The 14,265-nt window shown below is 56.5% G+C and carries 10 protein-coding genes; 6 read left to right on the top strand and 4 right to left on the bottom strand.

Going from position 1 to position 14,265, the window contains the following annotated elements:
• Positions 1-137 precede the first annotated feature (137 nt).
• The 3 genes from VB672_RS12915 (at position 138) to VB672_RS12905 (ending at position 3,729) form a co-directional block, all read left to right on the top strand.
• Positions 138-1,454, top strand: coding sequence for a lipopolysaccharide biosynthesis protein (locus VB672_RS12915; RefSeq protein ID WP_329784593.1), 1,317 nt, complete (start codon positions 138-140; stop codon positions 1,452-1,454).
• Positions 1,455-1,730: 276 nt separating this feature from the next.
• On the top strand, positions 1,731-2,816 hold the full coding sequence (locus VB672_RS12910) for a glycosyltransferase family 2 protein (protein ID WP_329784592.1): 1,086 nt from the start codon (positions 1,731-1,733) through the stop codon (positions 2,814-2,816).
• Between the two features lie 112 nt (positions 2,817-2,928).
• The gene (locus tag VB672_RS12905; protein WP_329784591.1) at positions 2,929-3,729 is read left to right on the top strand and encodes a polysaccharide deacetylase family protein; all 801 of its coding nucleotides are present in this window, start codon (positions 2,929-2,931) and stop codon (positions 3,727-3,729) included.
• An 11-nt stretch (positions 3,730-3,740) separates the two neighbouring features.
• Here VB672_RS12905 and VB672_RS12900 read toward each other — a convergent pair whose 3' ends face one another.
• Both VB672_RS12900 and VB672_RS12895 read right to left on the bottom strand, forming a co-directional pair.
• Entirely contained in the window at positions 3,741-4,175 is a 435-nt protein-coding gene (locus VB672_RS12900) for a hypothetical protein (protein ID WP_329784590.1), read from the bottom strand.
• Positions 4,176-4,244: 69 nt separating this feature from the next.
• Positions 4,245-5,444, bottom strand: a complete 1,200-nt coding sequence (locus VB672_RS12895) for a polysaccharide biosynthesis/export family protein (RefSeq protein WP_329784589.1) — start codon at positions 5,442-5,444, stop codon at positions 4,245-4,247.
• 599 nt (positions 5,445-6,043) lie between these two features.
• On the opposite strand from VB672_RS12895, the gene VB672_RS12890 reads away from it, so the two are divergent.
• Both VB672_RS12890 and VB672_RS12885 read left to right on the top strand, forming a co-directional pair.
• Complete coding sequence (locus VB672_RS12890; protein WP_329784588.1) at positions 6,044-6,955, top strand: heparin lyase I family protein; 912 nt, start codon at positions 6,044-6,046, stop codon at positions 6,953-6,955.
• A gap of 315 nt (positions 6,956-7,270) precedes the next feature.
• Positions 7,271-8,530 (top strand): glycosyltransferase, encoded by a 1,260-nt coding sequence (locus tag VB672_RS12885; protein ID WP_329784587.1) that lies wholly within the window; start codon positions 7,271-7,273, stop codon positions 8,528-8,530.
• Between the two features lie 4 nt (positions 8,531-8,534).
• On the opposite strand, the gene VB672_RS12880 is transcribed toward VB672_RS12885, so the two are convergent.
• A complete protein-coding gene (locus VB672_RS12880; protein ID WP_329784586.1) occupies positions 8,535-9,617 on the bottom strand; it encodes an AraC family transcriptional regulator in 1,083 nt (360 codons plus the stop codon).
• A gap of 842 nt (positions 9,618-10,459) precedes the next feature.
• Between VB672_RS12880 and VB672_RS12875 the strand changes: the two genes are divergently transcribed.
• Entirely contained in the window at positions 10,460-11,695 is a 1,236-nt protein-coding gene (locus VB672_RS12875; RefSeq protein ID WP_329784585.1) for a heparin lyase I family protein, read from the top strand.
• Between the two features lie 79 nt (positions 11,696-11,774).
• Here the strand turns inward: VB672_RS12875 and VB672_RS12870 are convergent, their stop codons facing one another.
• Positions 11,775-14,132, bottom strand: coding sequence for a GumC family protein (locus VB672_RS12870; RefSeq protein ID WP_329784584.1), 2,358 nt, complete (start codon positions 14,130-14,132; stop codon positions 11,775-11,777).
• Positions 14,133-14,265 lie beyond the last annotated feature (133 nt).

Here is a 14,265-nt window from a genome sequence, read left to right as displayed (position 1 = left end):
GCACCAAACAATAAACGAATTGAGCGATCTACATGTGGCCCAGCAGCTCTCCTAGTGCAGACTTTTCTCATCCGGCGCAATCTGCCCAGGAAAGCGATCCATATGGCTCAAGTAACGTAAGCCGAACGTCACGAGGTATGTTTCTCCGCGTGTTCAAACGCTTTCACGAGCTAAGACGGCATCCATTTGTTCGCAGCGCAAGCGTGGCAGTGGGAGGAGCTGCTACAGCTCAATTCCTAACCATCGCGTTCTCCCCTCTGGTCACACGTCTTTATGGACCAGAAGCGTTCGGCGCAGTGGGTGTCTTCACGGCGGCCGTGCTCGTCGTCGGCTCCATTGCAGATCTTATGTACGGAGCCGCAATCGTTCTGCCTCGGTCTGAAACGGAAGCCCGGTCTCTCCTCAAGCTATCTGCAATCGTTTGCCTCGCGATATCATTCATATCTGTTCCTGCATTCGTTATCTTTCGAAGTGAGATAGCGGCCACCATCGGGTTTGATGCCTCGCCTGACCTGCTCTTGCTCGCTCCTCTTATGATCTTGCTTTCCGGCCTTTGTCAGCCGCTTCATCACTGGCTCTACAGGGAAGGCAAATTCAATGAAATTTCGCGCATCAATATCGTAGAAGCGTTGGCAAACAATATATCCAAGGTATCAATCGGACTTGTCTCAGCTACAGCGCCAGTACTCTTGGTTCTGGGCATTCTGTCGAAGTTTCTGCAGACTGTCCTACTATGGCAAAGGGCGCGCCCCTCTATAATGCGGACAGAAATTGCCGACTGCCTGACAGAAGGGACAACGGCCTCTGCTACATTACGATCGATGGCCTACCGGTACCGGGACTTTCCCCTCTTCCGCGCGCCTCAAAAATGGCTCCGAGACCTGGCTTACACGATTCCATCCCTAATGTTCGCGTCTCTGCTCGGCCCGGCGGCCGTCGGCTTCTACCTTCTTTCCACGCGCGTCATTCACCTTCCGAATACGGTCATAGCAGAGGCTGCGGGACCTGTTTTCCTGGCTCGGATTGCCAAAGCGAGTCATCAACGTCAGGATCTCCGTCCCATTTTGCTAAGAGGCAGCATGGCCCTTGCCGCTATAGGATTGCTTCCCTTCGGGTTGGTTGGCTTTGCAGGACCCTCGTTGTTTGGAGTTGTCTTCGGTGCGGATTGGGAGATCGCCGGAGAGTATGCGCGTTGGCTGACGCTGTCCTCATATTTCGCTTTTATCGCCGTCCCAACGCTGAGCGCCGTCCCCTTGATGGGACTTCAAGGCCAGCTTCTCGCCTATGAGGTGGGTACAACATTGATTCGAGCAGCGGCACTGGGATTTGGCGCTCTGTATCTCAAGAGTGATGTCGCCGCGATTGCCTTGTTCTCCATCGCAGGCGCCTGCGCAACGCTAGCGCAAATCGTCCTTTGCCTTGCATTGTGCAACAGTCGCGACCGCGTCGGATAATCCAGCATCAATCTGTGCAGACGCTCAGGAATTTGATTGCTCGACAGCGGCACAGCTCAGCACACACGATCTCACTCATACTTTGGAGCAATCCAATAGGGTCAAAGACAATGAGGCCCGATTGAGCTTACAATCGGATGGCACATCATCCGAGCGAAGTAGAAGCTTTGGCGCACCTTGTTCCATCACTCATCACTGTGCCGACTCAGATTCGAATAGCATCTGCCTATAACTTACGCAGCAGCATGTGACGCGCTTCAGAAATGAGAACAACCGATGAACTATGTAGATGGATACCTTGTCGGTCACTATCCGGACGAAAAGCGATCATCGTTAGATCGACCTTATGTCAGCGTCTTGATGCCGGTCCGGAACGAGTCGCGCTTCATCGCGGCAAGCCTTGAAGCAGTGCTTTCCCAGGATTATCCTCATAATCGAATGGAAGTTCTGATCGCCGACGGAATGTCGACTGATGACACACGAGAGATCATCTCTCGCGTCGCGGCGCTATATCCGGCAGTTTCGGTCCGAATTGTCGACAATCATGGCCGTATCGCGTCGAGCGGCCTTAATGCCGCCCTCCAGCAGGCCCGCGGCGATGTAATCATTCGCGTCGACGGCCACACCTTTCTGGATCCGGACCATGTCCAGCAATGCGTGGAGGTGCTTGAACGTTCGGGGGCGGACCATGTCGGAGGACGAATGGAGACTGTCAGTGAAGGACCATTCGGCGAGGCAGTATCTTGGGCCACCAGTACGAGTTTCGGAGTGGGTCACGGGCGCTTTCACTACTCTGACCATGAAGAATGGAGCGACACCGTTTCGATGGGCGCTTGGCCTCGACAGGTTTTTGAACGCATTGGCCTCTTCGATGAAGAGCAGGTCCGAAACCAGGATGACGAATTTAATTATCGACTTCTCGAGCAAGGTGGCAGGATCCTGTTGAGCCCAAGCATACGGTCAAAGTACTACAATCGTAGCACGCCCCGCTCGCTCTGGAGGCAATATTACCAGTACGGTTACTGGAAGGTCCGGGTGATGCAGAAGCATCCGTCGCAGATGCGACCCAGGCAATTTGCACCGCCGCTCCTTGCGGCATCTATATTGTTTTGCACCCTTTTGCTCCCGTTCTCCAGCGTTGCGGTCTGGGGAATCGGTCTGATTCTTGGCAGCTATGGCCTGGCGAACCTATGTGCATCCGTCCTAACAGCCCGACAGGCGGGCTGGCATCTCTTACCACGTCTTTCGCTTGCGTTCTCGGTCCTCCACCTCTCCTATGGCTTCGGCTTCCTGGTCGGGTTGGTGAAGTTTTGGAATCGCTGGCACGATCGGGGAGAATGGATCGTCCTCAGGCAAGGCTAGGTCCTCATCCGGAGGAGACGGAACCCTGTCTTACCAAGGTGTCGGGTGGGATCGCAAAGGATTGTTCGGGATGCATGCGGAAACGATGACAGAGTGGGAGGAGACAACCGTCATGCCGCGCGTGCTGACGTATCACGACGTGATCGAGGATCATCCTGATTCTAGCGGCTTTCCAGGTGGCGGCCCGGCATTGTACAAACTTTCGACTCATGAATTTGTGCGACATCTCAATGCGATCGCGGCCGGCTCAGCGTCCCCAATACTTCTTCCAGAACTCGGGCACGCCCAAGCAGACGATTCCAAGGCCTTGCTCATCACATTCGATGACGGTGGGGTGAGCGCAGCAAACATCATCGCCGATGCCCTCGAGAGAAATGGCTGGCGGGGTCATTTCTTCGTCACAACCGACTATATTGGCCGCACCGGATTCATGACGTCGTCGCAGATTCGCGACCTTGCTCATCGAGGGCATATCATCGGCACCCACTCCTGCAGCCATCCGCGCCGTATGTCCACATGCTCGCAGCAGACCCTCTTGGATGAATGGCAGAGAAGCAGAACGATTTTGTCTGAAATTTTAAGCACACAGGTAACAGCAGGTTCGGTTCCAGGCGGGTACTATTCCCAAAATATTGCGATTGCGGCTGCTGCGTCGGGACTGACGGACCTTTTCACCTCCGAGCCCACCACTCGTGTGACGATGGTGAACGGCCTGCGTGTGTACGGCCGATTTTCAGTCAATCGACGAACGCCGGCCTCCAAAGTGGCCGCGATAGTATCTGGGCGCCGGTTTACGATGTTGCGGGAAGCCGTCACGTGGGAACTGAAAAAGATCCTCAAGCGTGCCGGCGGAGAGACTTACCTGAAATTGCGCAAGCAGATTCTCGACCGTCAGCATAGGTACCTGTTATGACGTATCTGCTCTCAATTCAGCCACTGCGAGCGGTCACCCAGTTCCTCCAACGGACGCTTTGTTAGATCCTGTCTCTCGCCGGGGAAGCTCGGACCGGAGACCAGAAGTGAAATCGTGATCAGAATCGACAGAGCGACCGCAGCGCCCACTCCCAAGATACTTGCAGTTGCATCGACAACACTTGCAAATCTCCCGGGTGAGATAATCTGGCACAATTCAAGGATGCACGCATAGGCCATGAGCGAGACGGAAACGAGAACTCTCTTTCTTGGATATCCAAGCATGAAGAACATAGTAGTTCCGAAGTAGGCAATAAAATGCTCGAGCTGAGTAGGTGCTCCCGTTCGAACTTGAAGATCGCCAGGGATCAACGATAGGTAAGCCAGCAAAAAGATGCAAAACCATCCACATACACGCAGGCTGCTTCGTCCAAAGCCAGTCAGCAAGGAAAACTCCTCTCGATTTCGACGATTGTCGTAATATCAGCGATCGACGCCGCCCCTGCCTAGGATGGATCAGTCCGTTGCTCTGAAGATGTCGCGCGGAAGCATGATCTCTACGACATCCCCAGGCATCAGCTCTGTGTCGAATTCGGCATCAGAGCCTTCCCAAACGTTCCCATCCTTCCTGAAGACTTTGAGGCGAGGTTTGTCAGTCGAATTCTCCTGGATACGAGATTTCATCGTTCCGACGTGCAGGAGCTTGTCCCCTGCGGCCTGGATCCTGGTCCGTATTTCTGCAAGCCTGTTCTCAGCCTCCTCCCTCTCCCGTACCAGCCTCAAACGACGCTGGTCGCCAGCTCTCTGCAGTTGTCGTTTCTGCTCCTCTTCGCCTCTTTTTGCGATGGTGAGGTTCGCCTCCGTTTGGAGCAGTCTCTCCGACACGAAGGTTAGCGCCCTCTGCTCCTCGGATATCCGAGCGATGGAGGTCAGACCTTTCTCCAAATTCGATTTCAATCGCGCAACTTCGGTAGCCTGCTGCTGATAGCTTTGCAGCAATTCTTCACGCAATCGTCCAAGGGTTGCGATCTGCGACTGTGTCTGCTCGATGGATCGTCCAAGAGAGGCAACTTCCTTCTTGTAGTCGTCCAGCGCGATATCAAGCTGCTCCATCTGAGCCCGCTGCGCTTTCGTCAGGTCCTGCCTTCCGGAACTTGCGTCGGCTGCCCCCTTGCTCGGCGTTCCGTTCAGTTCTCCCGAGATTCGGGAGACGACCGCCTGCTGGCGAAGATACTCTGCCTGTAGAAGACGACCTTCCGTCTGCAAATCGACTTCCTGTATTGCTGGATCGATTCCGGACCGATAGCGCATGACATCCAGCCCTCCGGCAAGTGCGATCGCCTGCCGAACCGTCATCCTGGCCCTGTAGGGGAGCTCACCTGGCCTGGAGACATCTCCGTTCACATAGATGGGCCGGTGCTCGGCAATCGTGACGGTAATCTCCTCGGGATAGATGTAGACGGCCCGTTCGCTCCCGTCATTAGCCCTGCTGCGAACCGTCTTATTGGTCAGGTCGTTTCTCAGTTTAGTTTGGAGGTCGCTCAACGACAAACCAGCGACGTTCATCAATCCGATCAGAGGAAGAGATACCTGCCCCTCCATGTTGACCGTTGCTCTTTGCCGGAGTTCCGGCAAACCGACGACAGATAACTCGATGATGTCGCCGGGCGCCACGGCATAGGACGCCCAAGCTTCAGACGCGGCAAGCAGCATCATTGCTGGAACCGCTGCGATCAACCGGACACGCGATAGCAACCTGGAGCGAACTGACGGGTGAAGAAGTGGCATATGGTTTGCTCCGAGAAACCTCTTTGGTCATTCAGGTTCGAGAACTCCTCGTTTGCGAAGGATGCCCGCTCGAACCATCGGACAACATCCTCCTGCCGAACACCACATCCCCGACCGACGGGTGTCACCATAGCTGTTCCGAGCCTTGCCAGGCATTCGATTGCTTCGACACGATCGGCACCGTTCCCAGGATGGGAGACCACCATGTATAGAGGATAAGATCCTCGACCCATACTATACTGGGGCGGTAGTACTAAGTTGATGGGAGGGCAAATTCTTCTTGGAGCTCGGATTTATTATCAAGGATGCACATTCTCACCGACATCAGTCAGCTTCATCTAGCGGAAAGTATACCTCCCCCGTTTCGAGATGCATCATAGTCAAGTACAAGTTACTTGACTATGCCGCGATCGCCCTAAACCAATGTTTCTGCGGTGCGGCTATCGTGCATGACGGCTTGCTGACTTCTGACAGAGCGTGAAGAAGCGCACCGAAGCGAAATCAAAGCCTGTCGAGGGCAGCAGATCATGTTCAACCTATGGGTTCGAACATATAGGAGACCCAGGGGACTGATCAGAACCATGATGCGCACTGACAGAAGGCGGCTCGGGGCTGTCTTGATCTCTGCCGCGATGTTGACCTGCCTTTTCGGTCTCATCCTGATCCGGTATCAATCGCGCGCATTGGCGTCGATGGCGACGTCCAATCTCTCATTTCCGTTTTTACAATGGACGGCTTCCATTCTCGAGCACAAACTCATCGACTATCGCGGTACCGTCTACCGAATTGCCGCCTCCAGCTCGCACAACTTCCGGATTTTGGATAATGGCATCCTACGCTTCGAAGTCCGCCAAGGCGACCGATACAGGTCGGCATCCTGGACGGATTCGGTTGGAGTTGAGCGTTCGGAGATGGGCGAGACCTCCAACCATGCCCTGTCGGGAGAAGGCAGCCACTTCCACGCCACCTACAAGATGATGATCGAGCCCGGCGCCAAGAACACCGCCCAGTGGCTCGTCACCGGCCAGCTCTTCACCGGAGGCACCCCGCCCTTCGAGATCAAGTTCATGGGCAACGACAAGATGGCCGTGGTGATCAAGTACGGCACCTCGAGCTCGCCCGTCGAGAAGACCGTCTACCTCGACACCGCCGACATCCAGCGCGGCAAGTGGTACGACATGGAAATCGACGTCCAGCTCGACGCCAACGGCTCCAACGGCCACGCCTACGTCTGGCGCGACGGCACCAAGATCGCCAACTACACCGGCAAGATCGGCTACACCAACGCCACCCAGTCGCACTGGGAGATGGGCGCCTACCGCAAGTCGCCCTCCGGCGGCGAGAGCTTCGCCGTCAACTACAAAGACATCGATATCTCCTACGGCTCCGCCAGCCACAGCGACAGCCCGGACCCCAGCCCGACTGCCGGCAGCAGATAACTCTCCCGTCGAGTCAGCCTGACCACGCGGATCTTTGAGGAGTCTCAAGCACCTCAATCGGCACCAGCCGATTAAGACACATACCATCCAAATTACCCCGGATGTTCTACTGATAAGGCCTCGATCCCACCAACAAGGGGAATTCAATTATCAGAGCCCGCCTGCCATAATAGCATGAATGGAAGTTGCCTCGCATATTATGATGGCAAAATAAGACTGATGATCCTGGTCGTACATGTTCAATAATCGTATAAATTCTCTACTGATCAGGAACAACCTACAACTCGACAGTCGCCGTCAAAGAGGTCTTGAAACATGAAGCTTCTCTATGTGACAAGGGAGGCGCCTTATGGCGACAACGAGGGTTTCATTCTTCCGGAAATCGATAGTCACATTCAGGCAGGGTGGGATGTCGTCATATGCCCGCTCAACGGCCGCAGATTGGTACATCGCATAGAACAGGACGTTCTCGACCGCACATTGAACAGGCTCCTGATTAGTCCAAGCATATGCGCCGGCGCCCTCGCTCAGTTCGTCAGGACGCCCGGCCTGGCGCTTGATACCCTATGGACGTTGCTGACACGCAGCGGGATTGCCCTTTTGCCGCGCAACCTCGCAGCGTGGCCCAAAGGTCTGTGGCTGGGGCGCCAGGTTCGGCGTTTGAAAATTCAGCACGTTCATGCCCATTGGATCGCCGTTCCAGCAACAATGGGCTTCATCGCGGCTTCAGTCGCCGAGGTGCCGTTCAGCATCACCGCCCATCGGTATGATATCGCCCAGGGAAACCTCATCCCGACCAAGTTCGAAGCAGCATCGTTCATTCGCGCAATTGATGAGGGCGGGGCGTCGGAACTGGCGATGCAAGCCGGGAGCACCAAACGCCATGCGATGGTCTTGCGCATGGGAGTGAACATCCCGGAACAGGCTGCCCCCTCCCCGCTACAGGGAGAGTTCCGGGGTATCATTGGTGCGCGTCTCGCTGAGAAGAAGGGCTATGGATACCTTCTAGAAGCCGTAGGCCTTGCAAAGCAAAGGGGTCTCTTAGTCCATATCGATGCGTATGGGGATGGTCCCCTCGAGACCGAGCTTCGGCGCCAAGCGGACGAAATCGGAATCAACGATTTGATCACCTGGCATGGGTCGGTCGGACATGAAACCCTGCTCGAACGAATTCGGTCGGGGGACTACCACTTCGCGGTCCTTCCGAGCGTCACGGCGAAGGACGGGGACAAGGAAGGCATTCCGGTGTTCCTCATGGAGGCTATGGCGGCTGGCCTTCCCGTCGTCACGACGCCAAACGGCGGCATCAGAGAGCTTGTCGTGCCTGGCACCGGAATTCTCGTTGATGAACGGGACAGCGAGGCCATTACCTCGGCCATGATGCAACTCGCGCAGAGCCCTTCGGAAAGGCGAGCCATGGGTGAGTTGGCTCGAAAGAGGATCATCACGGACTTCTCCATCGAAGCGCGCATGAACGAGTTGCGTTCGCTTATCTCTGAATCGGTGTCCCCCGGCACAGTCTATCGGCCGGCGGCTCAAGGCACTTACCCGGAGATCCAAAGTATCAGCGATTGACGCCTTATTTTGACGTCGCCGCACTCTCCGAAAAGGAGCTTTCGCCCATCTGCTTGCGAACGGAGGTTGGCGAATGTCCCGTCCAGCGCTGGAATGCATGGGCGAACGAGCTCACTTCGGAGTATCCCAGCATCCAAGCGATCTGCGAGACGGATAGACTACTATTCTGCAGGTATCGATTGGCCAGGTCGGACCGAAGTTCTTCTAGGATCGTGCTGAAGGTCAGACCTTCCTCGGCGAGCCGCCGCGACAGCGTGCGAACGCTCATTCCTAAATCGCTCGCAATATTGTTGATGTTCATCGTCCCATGGGGCAATCGGGGCGTTATTGCATTCTCGACCCGGGTGCGAAGCGACTGAGGTCTGTGCTGCCGTCTGGAGACCGCTTCGTCGTAGTAATCGACGAGGAACCGATTCAAGTACGGATCGGCGGAAAGGAGAGACAGCTTTGCATCCTGCCCCTCGAAGGAAATGCTGTCCTTCGAAGCTCCGAACTCCACTGCGCATCCAAAGTAACGTTCCATTTCGGACACATCATCGTCCCTCCGGTGGAGGAAGCCGACATGAAAAGGGATGAGTTCACGCCCTGTGAAAAGACGGATCAAACGGAGGCCGGCCGTTATCCAGAACTCTATTTGGTGGCGGTCCAGGAGGCGTCGAACGCCGACATACTCGAACTCGATCGTAAAGGCGTTTGCCCCCCGGTGAAGCTGAACGCCCTCGTTGACCGTAGAACAATACCGGGCGGCACGATCAAATGCATCGCCAACAGTCTCGGACGATGCCATGACGTGGAAGATGGGGCCCGCTTCTCTCAGGTCGGAATCCTTGGCAAGATGGAAACCGAGCAAATCGTCTCCCAAAGCTTCCGCGGCGAGACGCAGGAACTCGATCTGGCTGCGGACGGGCACCCGGACATCCGGTTCGCTCAGGAAGTTTTCCGGCACGCCGGAATCTCTGAACACCGGTAGGACGTCGATTCCCGCCTGAACGACACGCTCGGCGGCGAGCCTGATCAATACCCCGGACGCAGTTGGGAGTTGAGTGCTGTCCTTTCGTGCCGCATGATGAATCGGACCCTCTGGCATTGGTTGGTCCTATGGCAGGCACAAATATTCTCTCTTTCGGCCGACACTGACAAGATAGGCCGTCGTAATATTGGCTCATCAAAATAAGTTAATCGGCCCGTTTATACTTATTTGCCAAGCATTGTTTGAAACAATGAACAGCTTCGTCGAAGCGTGAATACCGATAATCTTTTTTACCATCTGTTCGTACGCGAACAGTAGAGCCTCGTGGCCATAGTGGACGGATTTCCGTTGGATTATGAACGGAAAAGCGCCAGAGACAGAACTTTCCACGGCGATCCTGTCCAACAAGCATCGATGTCAGCCTCGCGCATCGTTTCCCTAAGGTCATTCCACAGATGCAATGGCTTGCCACAGCGTGGCGCACTAGGTGTCGATTGACGCAACGTAAGAACACCGAAAGAGGAACACCTTACGCTACGTGTCCCCAAGCAAGACACGACGCAGATTGTCAGTATCGGTTCTGACGAGGCGTGCACCGAATCTTTACGGCATTCCCGAACAATCCGAGGCGTCATGCCTTAGTGTCGACGGCGGTCCTCCACATCACTTGCAAAGTCATGCCAAGCTTTCGACAAAGTCTCGCTTCGAGTGGTGGGACTGGCACGATTTGGCAAAGAACTGTCATCATATCGCAAGACGGATAAACCAAGCTCTGTGTATTCGAAATACGTGCACTTGATAAAACATGAATAGTGCATACCCGCCTCATGTCTTCCCAGGCATTCTAGTACCTATATCAATTACTTGCCAGAAATACCGCCTGCATTACTGAGGTGGGCATAATATTTATACATCAAAAAAACCTCCCTATTCGGAGAGGTAACGTAGGGGTTTAACCAATGACTTATTTAGCCACAGCGTGGAAGCCCGATATCTATGAGAGCGACTCGTTCTCTCTGGATGGGTATAACTGGCGAGTTGCCGGCGACGAAGCCCATAGCTTCAAGTCGGACGGCACTAACTACCGTTTCGAGTTGCGTCAGGGCGATCGTTTCAGCGCCTCCTATTGGACGGATTCGGTTGGAGTTGAGCGTTCGGAGATGGGCGAGACCTCCAACCATGCCCTGTCGGGAGAAGGCAGCCACTTCCACGCCACCTACAAGATGATGATCGAGCCCGGCGCCAAGAACACCGCCCAGTGGCTCGTCACCGGCCAGCTCTTCACCGGAGGCACCCCGCCCTTCGAGATCAAGTTCATGGGCAACGACAAGATGGCCGTGGTGATCAAGTACGGCACCTCGAGCTCGCCCGTCGAGAAGACCGTCTACCTCGACACCGCCGACATCCAGCGCGGCAAGTGGTACGACATGGAAATCGACGTCCAGCTCGACGCCAACGGCTCCAACGGCCACGCCTACGTCTGGCGCGACGGCACCAAGATCGCCAACTACACCGGCAAGATCGGCTACACCAACGCCACCCAGTCGCACTGGGAGATGGGCGCCTACCGCAAGTCGCCCTCCGGCGGCGAGAGCTTCGCCGTCAACTACAAAGACATCGATATCTCCTACGGCTCCGCCAGCCACAGCGACAGCCCGGACCCCAGCCCGTCGCCGACTCCTACCCCCACTCCGACGCCCACGCCGACGCCTACCCCAACGCCGACGCCCACTCCGACCCCGACTCCGGGTACCGCAATCAACGGCAATGACAGCGCAAACACGCTGACCGGCACCTCGGCGAGCGAGACGATCAAGGGATATGGCGGCAACGATAAGCTGAACGGCAAGGGCGGCAACGATGTCCTGTCCGGCGGTTCGGGCCGTGATGTCTTCGTGTTCAACACCTCGCCTAAGAGCAATATCGACAAGATCACCGACTTCCTCCCTGGCACCGACAAGATCCATGTCGAGAACGGCGTTTTCTCCGGGGGCAACGTCAGCTGGGGCTCGCTCTCATCGTCCATGTTCAAGATTGGCACTAAGGCGACGGACTCGTCCGACCGCTTCATCTACAACAAGGACACCGGTAGCCTGTACTTCGACAAGGACGGGACAGGCTCCGCGGCGCAGGTCGAGTTCGCGAAGCTTGCCACGAACCTCAAGATGACGGCAGCCGACTTCAACATCCTCTAATTGCTCTGAGACTGAGCGGCCCTCGTCACCACGAGGGCCGCTTCATTTTGTTCCTGCTGAACGACGACGGCTCATAGCGTCAGAGATCGGCTGCAATGGCGAAATTCAGTGCCGTTGCCAGATTGCCAATTCTCGTGCGTTGAAGATTGAGCAGGGCGTCACGGACCTTCGCGGGTCGCGCTTGCGTCGAACGCGCAACCAACAACACTCCATCGACGTGCTGGGCGACCATGAGTGCATCAGCGGCTGTTTCGATCGATGCTGTGTCGATGATGACCAGATCGAACCGCTCTTCCAACTCCTTGACGATCCGCCCCAGTTGAGGTGACTGCAGAGGTTGGTCGGCGCTGGCGCTCCCAAGGTCCCCGCTCGTGATGACGAAGCACGAGGACTGAGGATCCATCTGAAGAAGAGACATCTTCAGGACTGCTGGCGATGAGAGAAGCATCGTGCTGACGCCCTCGTCATTGCTCAGCCCTATCTTTGAATGCAGGCTCGGGTTGCGCAGATCGCAGTCCAGCAGAACAACCTTGAGACCTGCCCGGGCAGCATCCCTGGCCAAGGAAAGCGCGAGGGTGGACCGGCCCTCCTGCCGTTGGGTGGAGGTCACGAGAAGCGACTTGAACCCTGCCCCCTGATTGAAGGTCAGCTGAAGCGATACGCGCAGCCTCCGGATCGCTTCAGAATAATTCGACAGGGGACGCGCGTAGATCAGGTTTTCAGGCTGCAGCGCTTTCGCTTTGGATCGTCTCGAATCTGGAATGACTCCGACGTTCGGGACCCGCGAGGCGGCCTCCAATTCGTCCACGAACTTGATATTTTGGGGGTAGTTGTCGCGGGCGTATCCAGCTCCGACGGCGATCCCCAAACCTGCGAGACAACCGATGACAAGCAGAAGCGACCGTGGCGGAAAGCTCCTGTTTGGTGGAATGCCGGCCTCGGCCACGACGTACACGCTCGGAGTGACCGTGCTGCGCTGTTGCGCCGCCGCCTTCAGCCGGCCGAGATAATCCTGGTAGAGCTGCCGCGTTGTTGCGGCCTCCTGTTGGAGACGGAAAAGCTGGACAGAATTGTCTGTCGACAGGTCGGACTTTTGCACGACCTGCCTCAGCTCCTGCCGAAGAGCGGAAGCCTGACTGTTACTGGCTTCCGACTGCCGCCGAAGGTTGTCGACGGACTTGCTGCTGAGGGACCGCAGTTGCGATCTCGTCAAGTCGAGACGTTGCGTCGATCCTGCGAGATCCGTTTCTCCTTCGCCGGGACGTTGAACCCTTTGTTCGAGAGCACGGCGCTGTTCGTCCAGCAGCACGATCTCAGGACTGCTGAGCAGCTTCCCCAAGGCTGCGTAGTTTTCCGACGCCAGGAGCCCGTCGGCCTCACGGAGCTTCGCCGCCTGTGAGCCGGCCTCCCGGCTGGCGGCGGCAATATCGGCCTGCAACCGGTCAATGCTCGTCCGGGCTGCGTCATCGCTGGATTGCGCCCCTTGCACCAGCGCGAAGGCCTTGATCTGGGATTCCGAGCGCCTCAATTCCTCGCCAAGTTCGGCGACGCGCCGCAAAAGTGCAGCTTCGGTATGTCCTGCTGCACCGAGCTTGGAGCTGATCTGCTCGGTAATGTAAGTGTCGGCATAGGCGTTTGCCAGGAAGGCAGCATCCTTGGGATCGTTGATCGTGATGTCCAAGGCGATCACATTCGTCAGGCCGCGCCTGCGAACATTCGTAATCTTCTGCAAGGCGACAGCCGCACGGACCACCGCCGGATCCTCGGTCTCGGCAGCATCCTTTGCCGGCACAGGTCCCGACTGGGAGCTTCCTTCAGCCTGCTTGGCGGGTGGATTGCCCGCCGGAAGAACCTTCGTGAAAAGTCCCGAGACGCCCGCCGTGGACGATGCTTGTTTGTCGACGAACCTCGGGTCCTCGGTCAGATTGAGCCGTTTCACGACCTGCTGGGCGACCTTCATCGACTGCATGACCTCGACTTCGCCGTCGACGTTGAGCGAATAGCCGGTGACCGCCGGTTCCGTAGGACGCCCGTCGCTCGCATCGACAGCCAGAAGCGTCGTCGCCGTGAACTGCGGCGGGAGGATCAGAACGATGCCCAGTGCCAGGAGCGATAGAAGTATGCTCAGAGAGGCAACCAGCCAAAACTGACGGCGAACGGCACCAAGCACCTTGCCGAGAATCTCGAGATTGCCTTTGGGTCTCTGTCCCTCGGAAGGACGTAGGTCTCCGCGAGACTGAAGATCCTGAAGACCCTGGCGCACGTCTTCCGGTTCCGGCTTATCGACGATCGGCTGCCATGTCTTGAATACGCTTTGACGGCCTCCCCCGACCACGGACGGCGTCTGATACAACTGACCTCCCGTGCCGGGCGCATGCCCTGCAGGGGATGCAGCGACGCCAAGATCAGGAGCGACACTCGTCTCTTGATATTTCATGCCAGTCGACCTGTCTGATCGTGAGCAGATACAAATGAGGAATTGCCTCTGACTGCTCGAAACCTTGGCCGATATGCGCGGCGACAAGTCACGACCGAGAGCTCTGAAGTATTGGTCCAGCAGAGTGACATCG

It is taken from the genome of Microvirga sp. CF3016 (genome assembly GCF_036314085.1).
Taxonomy (GTDB): Bacteria; Pseudomonadota; Alphaproteobacteria; order Rhizobiales; family Beijerinckiaceae; genus Microvirga.
Note: the sequence above shows the minus strand (reverse complement) of the source record. Positions and strands in the feature narration are given on the sequence as shown.